We start from the raw sequence: 15,856 nt of genomic DNA on the forward strand, positions 1-15,856 counted from the left end.
TGGGAGTTGGCGCGATACCGTGTCATTGCAGCCCGACGGCGGCGGTTAGTTCAGTCGCAATCTGTTCTTCGCTCGTCATGTCAGAAAAGCCCTCTGTGGCCACAACGGAGGTTGCCCCTATCCCGGCCAGAAGCTGCCAAGCCAGCAGCCCGCCAACGAGCCGCCCGGCGCCTAATTGTATCAACCCGGTTGTTCGTAAATTGTATTGCCGCATGTGGAACTGCGCTCCTTATCCGATTCAGTGCCGCTTTCGTAGCCAATTTTACTGCCCGCTAACCCAGACATGTTGGTTGAAACATGAAACCAGCCGCCGAAGCTCGTCCGGGGCTGGTTTTCCTGGCTGAAATCAGCCTGTGAGTGTATGGGTTAGCCAGACCGGGGGGGTGCTCCACCTTGAATTGGCCACTGAGCTGGGTCGACCCCTTCGCCGCTCGAATTGGTTGCTCGGCAGAGGCCGCCACGGCAAATCTATGGCCGGCAGCTCCCGCCCGCAGCGCCCGGATGTTGGCGTTCAGTGCCAGCGGGTTGGCTTGGCCGACGAGCTCGTAGATCAGTTGGATCGCGCTGCCGATCACCTCCGATCAGCTGCCCTGCGCCGTCGACGCCCTGATCAATTACTAGCGGGTTTTTGCCTTGGTAACGACCCAATCAACGTCGCAAGATTTCAATACGATGGGCAATGAGGTCCAGTCCATAAATCGGATGTTTAAGAGCATTCCGGGCTCCTAGCCGCAAGGGTAGGAAAATATTGCCTAGCTGCGCTTGAGACACTATACTGTGAGGGCCCATTTTTGCACCGCTCGACTACACTCCCGGGTGTTGCAGGGCGAGTGCCGCACGTGACCAGCTTGGCATGGGGTTTGCTCCTGATTGGGCAACCACTCCGCGCCCGGTTTGTCAGGGCACTGAGGGGCCGGCACATGGAAAAACTTGGGCCAAGGTGTTTACATTAACCAACATCATACGCCCCGCGAAGCAGGCAGACATTGGTAGACAAGTGATGGAGAGCAGCTATGTCGGATGTTGAGCGGGAGGCTTCCCTTGCGTTGCAGCCATCCCAATCACCGGATGCAGTGACCAGAGGGGACCAGCCCCAGCTGAAAGGCCGCCAATCTGGCGTGGACGTTGAGTTCACCCCGTGGAGGGAAGAGCCGCTACCTGAGGCATCCATCTCACAGTTAGGTCACCGCAAAATTGTCAAGAAAGGCGACGTGCACCTGAGGAGTCCCACAACCATTATTCCCGAGTACCACATTAAACCGGATCCGAAGCCGGAAACGGTGGAGGTTACGCCCCTCATCGAGAATGAGGAGACAGTGGGCCTGCGCTTGGTGTGCAGTTGCGGTACGGTCCATGAAGTCCGCTTCGAATACGGTGATGATTCATGAGTGAACAGGCCGAAGCTACCGAGAAAAGTACCGGCAGTTCACAGCCTGTTGAGGTTCGCATTCTGGCTGAGGGCTTCGCCGCGGCCCTCTATGTCCCTCAGGATGTTACCGATTTTCCAACCCCTGTCCAGGTTCAGATGGCCATTGAGCGAGCCGGTGTTGTTTATGGCATTGATGATCAAGCAATTGACCAGCTGATCGATGAGCAGATTGCGGGCAAACCCGTACTATTCGCCGAGGGCGAAATGCCTGCCGGGGGCGGCGATGCCAAGCTGATTTGGCATGAGGAGTCAGATGGAGAGGCTATCCCACGGGACATCAGCGTTGCGGTGCTTCACGGGCTGCAGCTACCGAACCTGTTCACCCGAGTGGTACCCGGACAACAAATTTTGACCAAATTGCCCGCTTCGGGTGGGGAATCCGGCACCAATGTATTTGGCGAGAAATTGGAACTTTCAGGCGTCGACCTCGCGATCCCTTGTGGCCAGGGCACCGAAGTCTCCAAAGACGGACTGAACCTCTTGGCTACGGCGCAGGGTATCGCAACCTGGAATGGAGCCACCATCGGTGTTCAGAAGGCCAGTCGCGTAAAGGGGAATCTGGAGAGTCAAAACGAAAATATCAGGTTTGAAGATTCGGTCTACATTGAGAATGATGTGCGCCCGGGCTGCCGGGTAGAGGCGCGGGGCGACATATTCGTCGGAGGCAGCATCGAAGGTGCCGACGCATACTCTCTGACGGGTAACGTTATCGTGCGAAACGGCATTCTCGGTCAGGGTCGGGCCCGGATTCTGGCTAGTGGAAACGTTATGGCGGGATTTATTCAGGATGCCACTATCGGCGCCAAACAGGACGTAGAGGCCATCCGCTATATTATTAATTGTGCCGTGACGGCTGGGCGCTACATAACCGTCAGTGCGAATGAAGGTATCATTCGTGGTGGTACGCTCTATGCTGAGAAGCGCATTGAGGCACGCCATGTGGGCTCCGATGGACGAATTGTCACCGAGGTGGGGGTAGGTTATACCCAGCCAGAAAACGTCGGTTGGTCGCGCTACGAGAAGCGCAATGAACAGCGCAGACTGCGCATGGAACTGGCCTATTTACAGAAGCGCGTGGATTTTCTGCAATTGTTGAAGGCGCGCAAAGGATCTCTCGCCGATGAAAATGAAGCGGAGCTTGTGGAACTCGAGCAGAAAGTTGCGTTATTGGCGCGCACCAACCATACCCAGTCGGCAAATTCCCAAAGGCGGAACAGTCAGACCAGTGTGGCGAACGGCGACCAGGCTGTGGCCGAAACTTTGCAGTTTCATGGTACCGTTTACCCGGGTGTCAAGATTTCTATCGGTGACGCGACGCATCGGGTCGACCGTAAACGCAAAAACGTGATCTTTTTCCGGGTGGGGAACCGGCTCAGCTTTGGCCCCCTGGACCAGGCTGAGGCAAGCAAGATTTGATCCTGGTGATCCACGCGGGAAACCTGCGGTTCCTGTCTGGACTGGAGCGCACCTGCCGCCGGTAACGAATTAGGAGTGGCATGCCATCTTCTATCCTGGTAGTCGACGATGAGAAATTCATCGTCGAAGCCATTTCACAGCTGCTACGAGAAAGTGGTCATGATGTGGTTGGACTGGTTGATTCGACCGAGGCCGTCGAGGTGTTGAAAAAGCGTTCCTTCGATCTGGTGCTTACTGACCTGCGAATGCCCAACGTGACGGGTATGGACATTACGAGGATCGTACGTGGCTCCGCTAACGACACCTTGGTCATCATCCTTACCGGTTTTGCAACGCTGGACTCGGCTATCGAATCGGTGAGCCTCGATGTCTACGCCTATCTGAATAAACCCTTTGATCTTCGCGAGCTGGGGCACGTGGTGGATCGAGCCCTGACGGCCCAGAGTCTCAAACGTGAGAATGACAGGCTGCATGCCAGCATCAGAAAGATGCTGGACGATGTTTCCACGCTTTATGAGGTCACCCGTTTTCTTTACGATACGGATGATTGGGACATCACACTGGAGTTCATCCTGGACACGCTCGCCATAGGTCTGGGCCTGACCCACAGCTGCCTGCTATTGGTGGATGCCGAGGGCCGCACAACTGTTGGCAAGGCCAACTATCCACCGGAATCGACCCTGGCAGAGGTAGTGGCAAGCCACGAGTGGGACGCCGTGATGGAAGCGATTCCCGCAAATGAGCCCACTCTCGTCGACGGAGACCATGCAGCGGCCAATTTGCTGGCTGCGTTAACCGCGGATGAGCAGCCGCTTAAAGCCATCTTGTTCACCCCCATCCGGTACCGCGAGCGTCTGATGGGCTACCTGGTTGTGTTTGTCGTGGAAGGTTCAGAGCCGCCCACCGATGACCAGCGCCAACTGCTGAAAATACTCGCCGTGCAGATTTCTCCGCAGGTATTTCAGTCAGGAGGTTCAGTATTGCGCGGGCAATCGGCACCCCATTGGGCCGCCCAGGGACAGTCTATCATCGAGAGCCAGATCGAGGCGCTGAGCGATTCAAATTCGATGCCCTTGGGCGTCAACCTGTTGCGCTTTCATACACCCAACCCCGGGGCCACTGCGCGTGAATTGACGGCCTTTCAGGATGCCTGCGCTGACATGCTCCTCAACCATGAGCCTGCCAGCAGCTTGCACTGGATAGGTGCGGATACGGCGCTGGCATTCTTTCCGGGTTCAAATCAGGTGCAGTCGGAAATTACCTGTTTGGCCATGTCCGAAGACTTTCGCAAGTCGGTGTCATCCCAGATCCAGAATGCGAGTGGTGCAGAACTGTTTTATGCTTCGGCTACGTGGCCCGACTGGCCGGAGGATAGCGCTGACTTCCTGACCATGCTGTGGGCTCGATTGTCGAGCCAGATTCAGGACTTTGCTCGTCAGCAGCTCGCGGACACCACCAAGGATGACTGACGCCACAGACAAGTTTGAGACTGCCTCGGCCGTGATCATCGCGGAGGAGGACGAGGCCGTCCTCACAGCTCTTACACTCCAACTTGTCGACAAGGGTTGGGAGGTCGCAACCGCTGATACGACAACTCAGGCTTGGGAAACATACAGCGATCATTCAGTCGGCATCGTGCTGGTGGGCGTGGGGGCTGACGTCGAGGATTGGCTCGCTCTTGCACGCAAGCTGAGGGAGCGTGCCCCCGAACTTATTATCATTCTGATGACTGGCTACGCAGCTCTTGATGCCGCCCAGGACGAACTCTACAAAGCGGCCAACGATATCCTTGTCAAGCCGGTGCGCGTCGACCCATTGATCACCAGCATCAGGCGGATTCAGTGGGAACAGGCCCTGATCCGCGAGAACCAGGAGCTGCGGCAGGCAATTGCTAAAATGGAGTCCACCCAAGGTTCTGGGGCCGCCGCTCAGGATAGGTCGACGGTCATACCTGAAAAAGGGATCGCGCCGGCCGCAATGGGAAGTAGGCTGGCCGGCCAGCAGTCGCCGGGCTCAGACGTCATCGCCAGCTACGAGCAGCATGCGGTTGCCACCCCCACCGATGCCGAGCCGGAGACCGAACTTCCACCTGCCGGCAGTGATAGTCAGTCAGCGGAAGCAACCTAGCCCCATGGCCACCCAGCAGCAACCAGAGCCAGTAAGCTTGGACGACGTCATCCAGCAGTTCCGAGTCGCTGCTGCCGAGGTACAGTCAGCCTATCACCAGCTGGAGCAGGAACTGCTCATGCCTGCGAGCGACACCTGGGACCCCGAGCCGGTGCCCACCGGACTGGCACTCCCCAATCTGGCGCCCCTCTATTTGATGGGGACGCTGGTGAGCGGCTTATCAAAGGCATCAATGGTGGTCAATCAGGACTTGGAAACCATTTCGGCTAATGCGGACGCCCAGCGGGAGTTTGCGCTGGAGGAGGGCGCAGTGCTCAAAGATATTCTCGACCCCGGCTCCGTGGAGACCCTCCAGCAGCTCCTAGATCAGGCCGCCTCCAAAAGTGCGGTTGAACTGAAAGTTAAGGCCGGGGCCTCGGCAGGGATTTACGATTGCATTTACCTGGACAATCCCATCGAAAAAGGCCGCATGCTGTTACTGGTGGCCCAAGACCTGGAGCTGGATCACCTTCGGGAGGTGGAGGACCGGATTCTTAAAAATCTCACCGGCACGCTCGTCCATGAAATCCGCACCCCCCTTACGTCGATGCAGGGCTTTGCCGAGCTGCTGCTTCAGGTGCAGAACCTTGACCCACAGGAGAGCAACAAGCTGAGCATCATTCGTGGCGGCATTGACCGGCTAAACCTGTTGGCCTCCGCCCTTGGTACGGTGTTTCATGAGACCGTGGAACCCCACTGGATCAAGGTGGATGTGCACCCTTTCCTGGAGCACCTTGTAGCGGACTACGCACAAGACCGGTCCCTGCCGGATCAGACCATTAAACTGGAGGGTGGCGAACAGGACTTACAGCTGGTCACCGACCCCGAACTGCTCAAATTGGCGCTTGAGCAGATTCTCGACAACGCCGTCGAAGCTGTGGAAAAGCCCGCACGGGGTGACATCCACGTCGTGCTGCGGCAGAACGAGAAAGAGGCCCGGATCAGCGTCACAAATCCGAGCAAGGGGTTTGACGCAGGAGCTGGCTCCGACTGGTGGGTGCCGTTCTACACGACTAAATCCGGCCATCTCGGTCTGGGCCTGGCACGGGTCCGCAGGATCCTCGAAACCCTCGGGGGCAAGTCCGAGGTTGGTGCTAACGATAGCGGGGAAGTAGAAGTTGGCCTCACGCTACCCATTTGAGCCCTGCACTCAGCGTCTCAGGCAAGTAGTTGAAGCTTTCACAGGCACATGCGGCAGGCTCGTTCATGCCTGTTCCTGGAACGGTAAACAACGGAGGTAATGAATGGCGAAAAAGGAGGCTGGCGCCCAATCAAAAATCTTGGTTGTCGATGACGACAATTATATCCGGCTGTTTCTGCAGGAGACACTGGAGGGGATCGGCTACAGTGTTGTGCTGGCTGAAGACGGAGAGGATGCTCTGGAGAAGATCAAGTCCTCGCCGCCAGATCTGGTACTTACAGACCTGAAAATGCCGAAAAAGGACGGCTTGGAGCTACTCACTGATGTCCAGAAACTGAACCAGCCCCCTGGTGTCATCATTATCACGGCCTATGGCACGGTGGAGACTGCCGTCCAGGCCATGAAGGACGGCGCATTTGATTACCTTACCAAGCCGTTCTCCATCACGGAAATTGAATCGCGCCTCAAAAGATATTTTGAACTGAACCTGTTGAGGGTTGAAAACCGGGACCTGAAGAAAAAGCTGAAGGCTCAGGATGTGAAGACTGAGATGATCGGCCAAAGCCGCGAACTGCTGGCTGTACTGGAGCTGGTGAAGATGGTGAGCCGTAGCGATGCGCCTGTTTTCATTCAGGGCGAAAGCGGAACGGGCAAAGAGCTGGTGGCCTCGGCGGTGCACAAGACTAGCGACCGGGCCGACAAGCCGTTTCTGCAGCTCAACTGCGCCGCTATCCCTGAAAACCTTATGGAGAGCACCCTCTTCGGCCATGTCCAGGGTGCCTTCACCGGCGCCAACAAAACCACCCAGGGGATTTTTGAGGAAACGGATGGTGGTACTCTCCTCCTTGACGAAGTGAGCGAAATTCCCGTGGGATTACAGGCCAAGCTACTGCGGGTCTTGCAGGAGCAACGCTTTACCAAAGTCGGCAGCCATAAGCCCGTTGATGTGGATGTACGCATTATCGCCACCACCAACCACGACATTGCCGAGATGATCGGCAACGGCACCTTCCGGGAGGACCTGTACTACCGCCTGAACGTGGTGCCCATTCGTGTTCCACCCCTTCGGGAACGCCCCAGCGACATCCCCCTTTTGTTGGACCATTTCATCGCCTACTTCTGCGAAAAATACCGCCAGGAGAAAAAAACCATCGATTCGAGCACTCTGCGATACCTGCAGGCCTACGATTGGCGGGGCAATATCCGGGAGCTCAAAAACCACACCGAGCGCGCGCTTCTATTTTCAGGCTCGGCTCCCAAGCTGGAGCTGGAACACTTTTTCCCCCCTGAGGACAACGGACATGAACTCGGGGGGCTTAAGCTCGGGGGGGGCAGCAAGCTGGCCGATGTGGAGCGGCAGGCCATACTCGCCACCCTTGAAAGGACCAGTCAGAACCGGTCCCACGCCGCAAGGATTCTGGCTATTTCCGTTAAAACTTTGCGCAACAAGCTGAAGCAATATGGCCTGGACAGCGCCACGGCGTCATAGCCCCACCCGGCTCCTGCAGCTGGTTCACGTGGTAAAAATTGCCGCCCGTCGGGCAGAAGTTGCCGTGTGGACCAGCCCAAGGCAATTTGACTTCCTTCTGAAGCCCTTGCCCGCCAGCCAATCCATGAGACTGTACTCGCTCGCCCGCTTTGGCATGACTCTTGTTGTATTCTCGGTTGCGATGACGCAACAGGAGATTAATGTATGAAAATCTTCAACAATGCGCCGACGGTTTTACTGAAGCGTTCACTGGATCTGCTCATGCGGCACCACCGCAACATTTCCGAGAACGTGGAGCATCTCAACGCGGTGGATTACACCCGCAAGCCCACACGTTTTCTGGACGAACTCTCGGAGGCCCGGCGCAGGAACACCCTCAATACGACCCGTAGCCGGCATATCTCTCCCGGCACGTTCTCCCAAAAGGTACCGGACTGGGAGCAGGGGCCGGTTCAAATTACGCGCGAGATGACCGACCTGGCGCTAAACCAGATCAGGTACGACTTCTCGGCCAGGACCCTGCGCAGAAAATTTGAGGGACTCACCAGGGCCATAACGGGTCGAATCCGTTAAGATTGCCAGGGATAAGCCATGAAAATTCAAGGCCTGTTTACCATCTTCAACCATGTAGCTCGCGGGATGACCGACGAGTTAACCCGGTTGGAGACGGTCTCAGAAAACATTTCCAACGCCAACCAGATTGCCGCCGAAGGCGAGCCCCTTTACCATCGCAAATCGGTGGACCCCCGAAGCCGCAAGCAGTCCTTCGGGTCGTTCTTCCGGGACTCGGCGCTCAAATTACGGCGCACAAGCGGTGGCCACATATCCGGAATCAGCGACCGGGTCTCCTGGTATGGTGAGCGCTGGCCTGAAAGCCGGACTATCGAGCATCCCAATGAGCGGGTGGTCTACGATCCCACCCACCCCAAGGCGAACGCCCAGGGCTATGTGCGGACTCCCGACATTAATATCGTTCAGGAAATGATGGATATGATCACTGCTACCAGATCCTACGAGGCCAATTCGACCGTGCTGGGGGCGGCGAAGCAGATCGCCAAGCGGACGCTGGAGCTCTGACCCGCCTATGGAAATTCTACACCCCCGACTCCAGGGCATGGCGCCTCAGCAGTTTGAGGGACACCGCGTGCGTGAGCAGCCGGTTGCTCCAGCCGGGTTGCAGGGGTCCGTCTCTGACCTTGAAGCGAATTTGGGCCAGCGTCTGGTCACTGCCGATGCCGAATATCCCGGTGAACCTGGCGCTGAAACCGACCCCCATGGGGGACTGCTTTCTGCCGGCGAGAAACAGATCTTGGTCCTGCTCTTTGACGCACAGGAAGGGGGCTCAATGAGCCTTTATGGTCCCCAGCCGGCTAAACCGGTGGTGCTAGGCAACTTTGTTGATTTAAGAGGGTAAAATGAAGATTCCCGACAATCCAGTACGCATTGATCCCACCGGAGCAACAGGTGCTTCCGGGTCACAACAGCCGGGCCGCAAGCCCGGCGATGTTCGCTTCAGCGACCAACTTAAGGAGCTGCTCAGCTCGGTAAATGCCAAACAGGCTGAGGCCAGTGAGAAGGTATCTGACGTGGTGACGGGGGAATCAGAAGACCTCCATTCCGCCATGATCGCCTTGGAAGAGGCCAGTATCAGCTTCCAACTGATGTTGGAGATCAGAAACAAGATGCTGGAGGCCTACCAGGAAATCAACCGGATGAACATCTAATGCCAGAGGGCGCAGGATAAGACATTATGCCTCCACTGATTCAGCAATTCAGAGAGATTATTCAAGGAATGAGCGTTGGACAGCGCATCGCGCTGTTCACGGTCATTATCGGGGTCATCAGCTCGCTGGTGGTTTTATCGCTGTGGGCGAATCGGCCCGAATACGCGCTGCTGTACAGCAATCTGGCGGCCGAAGATGCAAGCGAAATCGTCAACACGCTGCGCGATGACGGCGTACCCTATCGTTTGTCATCAGGGGGCAGGACGATTCACGTGCCCGCCGATCAAGTCTCCGAATATCGGCTCACCTTCGCGGCTGAGGGCGTGGCCACTGGTTCCATCACGGGCTTCGAACTGTTCGATGAGCAGCGCATGGGGATGACTACTTTCATGCAGCGGGTCAATTATCAGCGCGCGTTGGAAGGGGAACTTGTCCGTACTCTCAACCAGATGAATGAGGTTCGCTCGAGCCGTGTGCATCTGGTAATTCCAGAGAAGAGATTTTTTGAAGAAGCGGATCATGCAACGGCCTCGGTTGTGCTCCACCTTGAGGCCGGCGCCTTTCTGACGCCGCGACGCATCCACGGGATTGCTGCCCTGATCGGCAATAGCGTACCCGATTTGAGCCCGGAGAATGTTACCATAGTGGATGCCGGCGGCAAGCTGCTTTCGGAAGCTTTCCGGGATGGCGGAGAGGTTTCGGCAAGCAGCCGCAACTGGGATATCAGGCGCTCGGTGGAGGTCGGCCTGCAGCAGAAGGCCCAAGAGCTCCTGGACGACGTTCTGGGGCCCGGACGGTCCATCGTGAAAGTATCGGCCGAGCTCAACTTCGAGCAGCTGGAGCGGACCCTGGAAACCTACGGCACCGACGAAGCCGCTGTGCTCAGTGAAGAGCGCAATGTTGAGCATCACATCGGCCAGGATACCACCAGCCGAAGCATCGAGCAGACGGTGACCAACTACGAACTGGACAAGACCCTCGAGCATTTTGTGGCCAGTACGGGCGATATCCGGCGGCTAACGGTGGCCGTCCTGATCGATCACCGGATTGTGCCAAATGGCGACGGCGACGAGACTGCCTACCTCCCGCGATCACCGGAGGAACTGGCCAGCATCGAGGCGCTCGTTTCCGATGCGCTGGGTATTGACGAGGCCAGGGGCGACCAAGTGACGGTTGAAAATTTGGAATTTGACCACCAACAGGAGTTGGCCGAATTGGCGTCTATTCAAAAAGTTGAGCGAGACGCTAAGCAGAGCAAATGGATCAATGGAATCCTAGTTGTCGCGGCGGTCATTATTTCGCTGTACCTGCTGTTGAGAGTGTTGCGCTCTACGACAGCCCAATTCGCGGAAGCCCTGGCGCTTCCCGGCAAGCGGATAGGTGTCCTGGTCGGTGGCCCTGAAGATATCGAGGGTATACCCGGTGCAGCTGGTGCCCTTGAGGCCCGGGGAGAGGTGGAAGTTGTGGCCGACGAATTTCTCATGAAACTGTCTCCGGAGGCCCGGGCGCAGCTTGAAGTGCAGGACCGGGTAACCACTGAAGTGACAAAATTTGTGGAGGAAAATCCTGAAGGCGCTGCCCAGCTGATCCGTATCTGGACGTCGGGCTTGGTGTCTGAAGAGGCATAGTGAGGGTCGTATGAGCGAAGAATTCACGGAGCAGAGCGTGGAGGTAACTCCTCCGGCGGAGGAAAGCTCCGAGCCGGAGGAAAGCGCGCTGGTTGAAGAGGCAGTGCTGCCAACTACCTCTGGAGATTTGTCGCCGATTGAGCGGGCGGGCGTATTGCTCATCGCCCTCGGGGTGACGACTTCCGCAGCCGTATTGAAACATCTACCCGAATCGGAGGTGGAAAGTCTCTCTATCGAGCTGGCCAAGCTGAAAAACGTACCGTCCGAACAACTACAGCAGGTCATCAACGAGTTTCATGAGATGATGCTGGCCCGCCAGTATGTCTCTCAGGGTGGCCTCGAGTACGCGAGGCAGGTTCTGGAAAAGGCATGGGGTATGCGTCGGGCTGACGAAATACTCAAGCGCATCGAGGCGGCAACCGAGGTGAGCGCCTTCTTTCTGTTGCAGACGGTGGATGACGCCCAACTGCTCAGCTTCCTTCAGGATGAGCATCCTCAGACGGCGGCACTCATCTTGGCCAATCTCAAGCCCAAGCAGGCTGCGAACATCCTCTCCCAGCTCTCCGAAGAACTGCAGAACGAAATCGCGTTCCGACTGGCTACCATGGAAAAGACTTCTCCAGAAATGGTTAAGGAAATTGAAAACGTCCTACGCGAGCAGCTGGGCGATGTTTTCGGCGCAGATATGCGCAGCACCGGTGGCGCATATGCGGTGGCGGAGATACTGAATAGTGCCAGCCGAGCCGCGGAGAAGAATATTCTGGACCACATGCGTGAGCGGGATCCCGAACTGGCCCTGGAGATAACCAACCTGATGTTCCTGTTCGAAGACCTGATAACTCTCGCTGATGAAAGTATTCAGAAGATTATCAAGGAGGTGGATACCAAGACGCTTGCCCTGTCTCTGAAAGCTACCAGCACCGAACTGCAGGACAAGGTCTATAACAATATGTCCGACAGGGCTGGCGGTATGCTCAAGGACGAGCTGGAGTTCTTGGGTGCGGTGCGGGTGTCCGAAGTCGAGGAAGCCCAGAGTGCAATACTGGATGTGGTCCGCCGGTTGGATGACGCCAATGAAATAACCATTGCCCGTGGCGGCGAATCAGAGGAACTCATAGCGTGAGCTCTGCCACCATCATAAGACTCCCGCGCCGCGTGACGGGTATCCGTGGAGTTCACGACAACGATGAGGCGGTACAAGCACTGGTTGCTGACATCCAAAACGAACCGCAGGATGCCGACGTCGCCACTGTGGAGGCCAGCCAGACCGACATGCTTCACAGTCAGATCGAGCACCTGGAGGGTGAGCTCCAGTCAGCCAGGGAACAGTCCTACAACCTGGGATTCAAGGACGGTGTGTCTGCGGAGCGCGAAAAACATATTCAAGCGTTGGAAGCTCATGCGCAGCAATTCAGGGAGCTGGCAGAACGCCTGGAACAGGAGTTCGACCAGGCCCTGACTACCTTGGAGGAGCCCCTGTTGCGTATGAGTTTCCGAATTTCGGAAAAGATTCTGAATGCGCCGCTCCCTGACGAGCTGCGTGATGAATCTCTTACGGCCACCATCCTGTCGTTTCTGAGGGAAGTGCTGCACGAGGGCAGCGTCGTCATTCATGTGGCGCCGGCCAGTCTGGCACTGCTGCAGTCGGATGCCGTGTCCGAGAAATTCAAGCAGTCCTTTCCCGGCAAGCTACGCTTTGTGGCCGATGACAACCTGCGCCCCGGCGAATGCCAGGTTGAGACCCAGGAACACATCATTGATGGCAGCTACGCCAACCAGCTCAAGATTCTGGAAGACAAACTGAGATGACCGCGCCCGATCACCTGCAGGCACGAATCAACGGCCGCCTTGATCGCCTCGATGTGTTGGAGCCGTACCGCGTGGACGGCCGTGTAACGGAAGTAGTCGGTCTGGTGGTGGAGGCGACCTGTCCCGACGGTTCCGTCGGTGACATGTGCACCATCGATGTGGAAGGGGGCGACCCCATACGCGCTGAGGTGATGGGCTTCCGTGACGGCAAGATGCTGCTCATGCCCCTGGACGTGACGATGGGTGTGTCCGTGGGGAGCAAGGTCACCCTCAGCGCCGACACTCTCACTATTCCGGTGGGGCCGCAGCTGCTGGGACGCATCGTGGACGGCCTGGGGCAACCCATCGATGGCAAGGGCCCGATCCAGTTTGAGCGTTACCAACCCGTTTACAGCCCGCCGCCCGACCCCATGAGCCGCAAAATTATTTCCGAACCTTTTTCCACAGGCATTCGATCCATCGATGGCCTGCTTACCATTGGACGCGGCCAGCGCATAGGCATTTTTTCCGGCAGCGGTGTGGGCAAGAGTGTCTTGCTGGGCATGATCGCCCGGCACACCAACGCCGAGGTCAACGTAATCGGGCTCATTGGTGAGCGTGGCCGCGAGGTGCGGGAGTTCATCGAAAGAGACCTTGGCGGTGAGGCCCTTCGGCATGCCGTGGTGGTGGTAGCCACTTCTGATCAGGCCGCCCAGATCCGGGTGAAGGCTGCCATGGCCGCGACGGCTATTGCCGAATACTTCCGGGACCGTGGCCAGGAGGTGATGCTGCTCATGGATTCGCTTACCAGGGTGGCCATGGCCCAACGGGAGATCGGACTGGCAGTGGGTGAACCCCCTACCACCAAGGGCTACACCCCCTCAGTATTTGCCTTCCTGCCCCGACTGCTCGAGCGGGCTGGAACCAATGCCCGGGCCAGCATCACGGGGCTATACTCGGTTCTGGTGGAAAGCGATGATTTGAACGATCCCATTGCCGATGCTGCCCGCTCCCTGCTGGATGGTCACATCGTGCTCTCGCGGGCGCTGGCAAATCGCGGCCAATATCCGGCCGTAGACGTGCTTCAAAGTATTAGCCGCCTGCGGCGCGAGGTCACAGACGAAGAGCAAGACCAGGCGGTCCGGCAGGTCGTGGAACTGCTATCTATCTATCAGGATTCTGAGGATCTTATCAACATCGGGGCCTACAGCCCCGGCAGCAATCCCCGCATTGACTATGCCATTGCAAATATCGCCAAGGTGAATGCCTACCTGAGTCAGGACGGCCAACTCAAGTCGAATGTGATTTCAGCCCGGGAAGACCTGCAAGCGCTCACTGCGGCAATGGAGGCTAGCCTTGACCAGGAATAAGCGGGGTTTCAGGTACGGCCGGCTGCTGAATGTAAAAGGCCTGCTGCTGAATCTGAAGTCCATCGCACTGCGGGAAAAGGAGCAGTCTCACGGCATCCGAAAGGAGAAGCTGAGCAGCATTCAGGCCCAAAAGCAGGTTCATCTAAAACTCGCTGCGCCAGCCGGGGATGATGGAAACCATGAACTCTCCACCCGCGACCTGCAGGTAAAGACATGGTACACCGAGCAGCTCAACGAGGATCTTCGGCGTCAAATTCATGAGGTTCGCCTCGCCGAAAACCAAGTTGAGGAGCAGCGCAAAATCGTGGCCGAATCGGCCCGGGACAAGAAATCCCTGGAGAAGTTGAAGGAGCGGCAGGACCTGCTGGCACGTATTGAATTGGGTCGGGCAGAGCAGAAAGATTTGGACGAACTCGCCGGACGCAAGCATTCCGACCGTAGTGGGACGGGCCAATCATGAAAAAAATCCTCATGGGACTGATGGCGGCAATCCTGCTGTTTGTTCTGATGGTGGTGGTATTTTTCGTCATTTTCTTCCTCACCGGTGAGGAAGAAATGCTAGCTGACGACGAGGAAGCGGTTATTACCAACAAAGAATTGCGGCTGATCATCCAGGAACGTGATTCCTTGACGGTGGAGCGGGACAGTCTCCTGCAGGTTCTGGCGATGCGTGATGCATCCCTGGATAGCGTAGGGCGCCTGCTCACCCTCAAGGATGCCGACATAAATGTCCTGGGTGAGACGCTGCAACAGAAGGACGCGGAGATTCAAGCTCTGCTCCAGGTAGAAGTGAACGCACAGGAGATGGCCAGAACATTCGCCACGATGTCGTTGGACGAATTGTCACCCATCGTTGACAGACTCAGCGATCAGGTGGTCCTGGATATCTACCAGCACACTTCCAACAAACGACGGAAGTTCCTGTTGTCGGCATTGGGCGACGAACGTGCCGCCAATCTGACCAACAGGCTCGTCAAGAAAAGAGGAAGCTAGTGATGAACAGTGGTGGAGCCCACGTATCACAGGCTAATCACTCCCAACTGGCCAACATGCTCGTGAAGGGCCAAGCCAAGGGTGCCTCAGCGGCATCCCCGGCCGGATCTCTTCTTGCCATCCTGCCCGGCGCCGTAGTAAAGGGCGCGCAGGGTTTTGGCGACATGTTGCAGCAGTTGCGGGTGCAGGTGCCTGGATTGGGCAAACAAACCAAACTCGCGCTTAGCTCGCCCGGCAACAACCGCACGGTTGTGGTCGCCGGCGGACGGGTGCCGGGCATGGCCAAGCCACCTGTTCTTGCCACTGGTGAGACTAACCGATTGCCAAAGGCCGAGGATGGGCTCGCGAATCACATCGCCAGCCCACTACCTGGAGGCCCGCCGACAGCTGCCCTTCTATCGGGCGGTGAAGCAGGCCGCGCTGGTGTGATCGGTAAATCCGTCTCAAAAGCTGGTTCAGGCACTACGAAGACGACTGGACCAACCGGTAAGCGCGCTCTGGCCGGTGCATCCGCATCGGCGCAACAGGCGCAGGAGCAACAAGGCGCAGCCTCAGGCGCTCGATCGACCTCCATGAAGGCGACCAAGCCTTCGTCGGCGGCTAAGGCCGAGCACCTCGCGCCGCAGCAACGCGCCGCATCAGGCGCTCGATCGGTCTCCGTGAAGGCGACCAAGCCTTCGTCGGCGGGCCAGACCGAGCAGCTCGCGCCGCA

Annotated in this window: 18 protein-coding genes; 16 read left to right on the forward strand and 2 right to left on the reverse strand. The window is 57.4% G+C overall.

All coding sequences use genetic code 11. From position 1 onward, the window contains the following. Positions 1–272 precede the first annotated feature (272 nt). The gene (locus IH971_07890; GenBank protein MCH7497755.1) at positions 273–575 is read right to left on the reverse strand and encodes a hypothetical protein; all 303 of its coding nucleotides are present in this window, start codon (positions 573–575) and stop codon (positions 273–275) included. 438 nt (positions 576–1,013) lie between these two features. Between IH971_07890 and IH971_07895 the strand changes: the two genes are divergently transcribed. The 8 genes from IH971_07895 (at position 1,014) to IH971_07930 (ending at position 8,718) form a co-directional block, all read left to right on the forward strand. Next, entirely contained in the window at positions 1,014–1,388 is a 375-nt protein-coding gene (locus tag IH971_07895; protein ID MCH7497756.1) for a hypothetical protein, read from the forward strand. Beyond that, complete coding sequence (locus IH971_07900) at positions 1,385–2,845, forward strand: DUF342 domain-containing protein (GenBank protein MCH7497757.1); 1,461 nt, start codon at positions 1,385–1,387, stop codon at positions 2,843–2,845. The genes IH971_07895 and IH971_07900 overlap by 4 nt, the downstream gene beginning before the upstream one ends. A gap of 80 nt (positions 2,846–2,925) precedes the next feature. Then, complete coding sequence (locus IH971_07905; protein MCH7497758.1) at positions 2,926–4,314, forward strand: response regulator; 1,389 nt, start codon at positions 2,926–2,928, stop codon at positions 4,312–4,314. Beyond that, positions 4,307–4,972 carry a response regulator gene (locus tag IH971_07910; GenBank protein MCH7497759.1) on the forward strand — a complete coding sequence of 222 codons (666 nt, stop codon included), beginning with the start codon at positions 4,307–4,309 and terminating at the stop codon, positions 4,970–4,972. Before IH971_07905 ends, IH971_07910 begins: the two co-directional genes overlap by 8 nt. A gap of 4 nt (positions 4,973–4,976) precedes the next feature. After that, complete coding sequence (locus IH971_07915) at positions 4,977–6,152, forward strand: HAMP domain-containing histidine kinase (protein MCH7497760.1); 1,176 nt, start codon at positions 4,977–4,979, stop codon at positions 6,150–6,152. 103 nt (positions 6,153–6,255) lie between these two features. After that, positions 6,256–7,641 (forward strand): sigma-54-dependent Fis family transcriptional regulator, encoded by a 1,386-nt coding sequence (locus tag IH971_07920; GenBank protein MCH7497761.1) that lies wholly within the window; start codon positions 6,256–6,258, stop codon positions 7,639–7,641. Positions 7,642–7,845: 204 nt separating this feature from the next. Continuing rightward, the gene (locus tag IH971_07925) at positions 7,846–8,214 is read left to right on the forward strand and encodes a hypothetical protein (protein MCH7497762.1); all 369 of its coding nucleotides are present in this window, start codon (positions 7,846–7,848) and stop codon (positions 8,212–8,214) included. 18 nt (positions 8,215–8,232) lie between these two features. Continuing rightward, on the forward strand, positions 8,233–8,718 hold the full coding sequence (locus IH971_07930; protein ID MCH7497763.1) for a flagellar basal body rod protein FlgC: 486 nt from the start codon (positions 8,233–8,235) through the stop codon (positions 8,716–8,718). Positions 8,719–8,734: 16 nt separating this feature from the next. On the opposite strand, the gene IH971_07935 is transcribed toward IH971_07930, so the two are convergent. Then, a complete protein-coding gene (locus tag IH971_07935) occupies positions 8,735–8,917 on the reverse strand; it encodes a hypothetical protein (protein ID MCH7497764.1) in 183 nt (60 codons plus the stop codon). A 139-nt stretch (positions 8,918–9,056) separates the two neighbouring features. Here IH971_07935 and fliE point away from each other — a divergent pair, with 139 nt between their 5' ends. The 8 genes from fliE to IH971_07975 form a co-directional block, all read left to right on the forward strand. After that, entirely contained in the window at positions 9,057–9,365 is a 309-nt protein-coding gene (gene fliE / locus IH971_07940; protein ID MCH7497765.1) for a flagellar hook-basal body complex protein FliE, read from the forward strand. Positions 9,366–9,391: 26 nt separating this feature from the next. Further along, positions 9,392–10,993 carry a flagellar M-ring protein FliF gene (gene fliF / locus IH971_07945; protein MCH7497766.1) on the forward strand — a complete coding sequence of 534 codons (1,602 nt, stop codon included), beginning with the start codon at positions 9,392–9,394 and terminating at the stop codon, positions 10,991–10,993. 10 nt (positions 10,994–11,003) lie between these two features. After that, on the forward strand, positions 11,004–12,116 hold the full coding sequence (gene fliG, locus IH971_07950; GenBank protein ID MCH7497767.1) for a flagellar motor switch protein FliG: 1,113 nt from the start codon (positions 11,004–11,006) through the stop codon (positions 12,114–12,116). Then, positions 12,113–12,802: a hypothetical protein gene (locus IH971_07955; GenBank protein MCH7497768.1), complete on the forward strand. Its 690-nt coding sequence runs from the start codon at positions 12,113–12,115 to the stop codon at positions 12,800–12,802. Before fliG ends, IH971_07955 begins: the two co-directional genes overlap by 4 nt. After that, entirely contained in the window at positions 12,799–14,151 is a 1,353-nt protein-coding gene (locus tag IH971_07960) for a FliI/YscN family ATPase (GenBank protein MCH7497769.1), read from the forward strand. Before IH971_07955 ends, IH971_07960 begins: the two co-directional genes overlap by 4 nt. Then, positions 14,138–14,611 (forward strand): flagellar export protein FliJ, encoded by a 474-nt coding sequence (fliJ, locus tag IH971_07965; GenBank protein MCH7497770.1) that lies wholly within the window; start codon positions 14,138–14,140, stop codon positions 14,609–14,611. Before IH971_07960 ends, fliJ begins: the two co-directional genes overlap by 14 nt. Continuing rightward, positions 14,608–15,144 (forward strand): hypothetical protein, encoded by a 537-nt coding sequence (locus IH971_07970; protein MCH7497771.1) that lies wholly within the window; start codon positions 14,608–14,610, stop codon positions 15,142–15,144. The genes fliJ and IH971_07970 overlap by 4 nt, the downstream gene beginning before the upstream one ends. Further along, positions 15,144–15,856, forward strand: a 713-nt coding sequence (locus IH971_07975; protein ID MCH7497772.1) for a hypothetical protein, incomplete at its 3' end; no start/stop codon positions are given. The genes IH971_07970 and IH971_07975, both read left to right, overlap by 1 nt.

It is taken from the genome of Candidatus Neomarinimicrobiota bacterium (genome assembly GCA_022560655.1).
Lineage (GTDB): Bacteria > Fidelibacterota > Marinisomatia > SCGC-AAA003-L08 > TS1B11 > JADFSS01.

Coding starts and splice junctions, on each gene's coding strand:
- IH971_07895 (MCH7497756.1), top strand. CDS start 1,014: ATGTCGGATGTTGAGCGGGAGGCTTCCCTTGCGTTGCAGCCATCCCAA.
- IH971_07900 (MCH7497757.1), top strand. CDS start 1,385: ATGAGTGAACAGGCCGAAGCTACCGAGAAAAGTACCGGCAGTTCACAG.
- IH971_07905 (MCH7497758.1), top strand. CDS start 2,926: ATGCCATCTTCTATCCTGGTAGTCGACGATGAGAAATTCATCGTCGAA.
- IH971_07910 (MCH7497759.1), top strand. CDS start 4,307: ATGACTGACGCCACAGACAAGTTTGAGACTGCCTCGGCCGTGATCATC.
- IH971_07915 (MCH7497760.1), top strand. CDS start 4,977: ATGGCCACCCAGCAGCAACCAGAGCCAGTAAGCTTGGACGACGTCATC.
- IH971_07920 (MCH7497761.1), top strand. CDS start 6,256: ATGGCGAAAAAGGAGGCTGGCGCCCAATCAAAAATCTTGGTTGTCGAT.
- IH971_07925 (MCH7497762.1), top strand. CDS start 7,846: ATGAAAATCTTCAACAATGCGCCGACGGTTTTACTGAAGCGTTCACTG.
- IH971_07930 (MCH7497763.1), top strand. CDS start 8,233: ATGAAAATTCAAGGCCTGTTTACCATCTTCAACCATGTAGCTCGCGGG.
- IH971_07935 (MCH7497764.1), bottom strand. CDS start 8,917: ATGGGGGTCGGTTTCAGCGCCAGGTTCACCGGGATATTCGGCATCGGC.
- fliE (MCH7497765.1), top strand. CDS start 9,057: ATGAAGATTCCCGACAATCCAGTACGCATTGATCCCACCGGAGCAACA.
- fliF (MCH7497766.1), top strand. CDS start 9,392: ATGCCTCCACTGATTCAGCAATTCAGAGAGATTATTCAAGGAATGAGC.
- fliG (MCH7497767.1), top strand. CDS start 11,004: ATGAGCGAAGAATTCACGGAGCAGAGCGTGGAGGTAACTCCTCCGGCG.
- IH971_07960 (MCH7497769.1), top strand. CDS start 12,799: ATGACCGCGCCCGATCACCTGCAGGCACGAATCAACGGCCGCCTTGAT.
- IH971_07970 (MCH7497771.1), top strand. CDS start 14,608: ATGAAAAAAATCCTCATGGGACTGATGGCGGCAATCCTGCTGTTTGTT.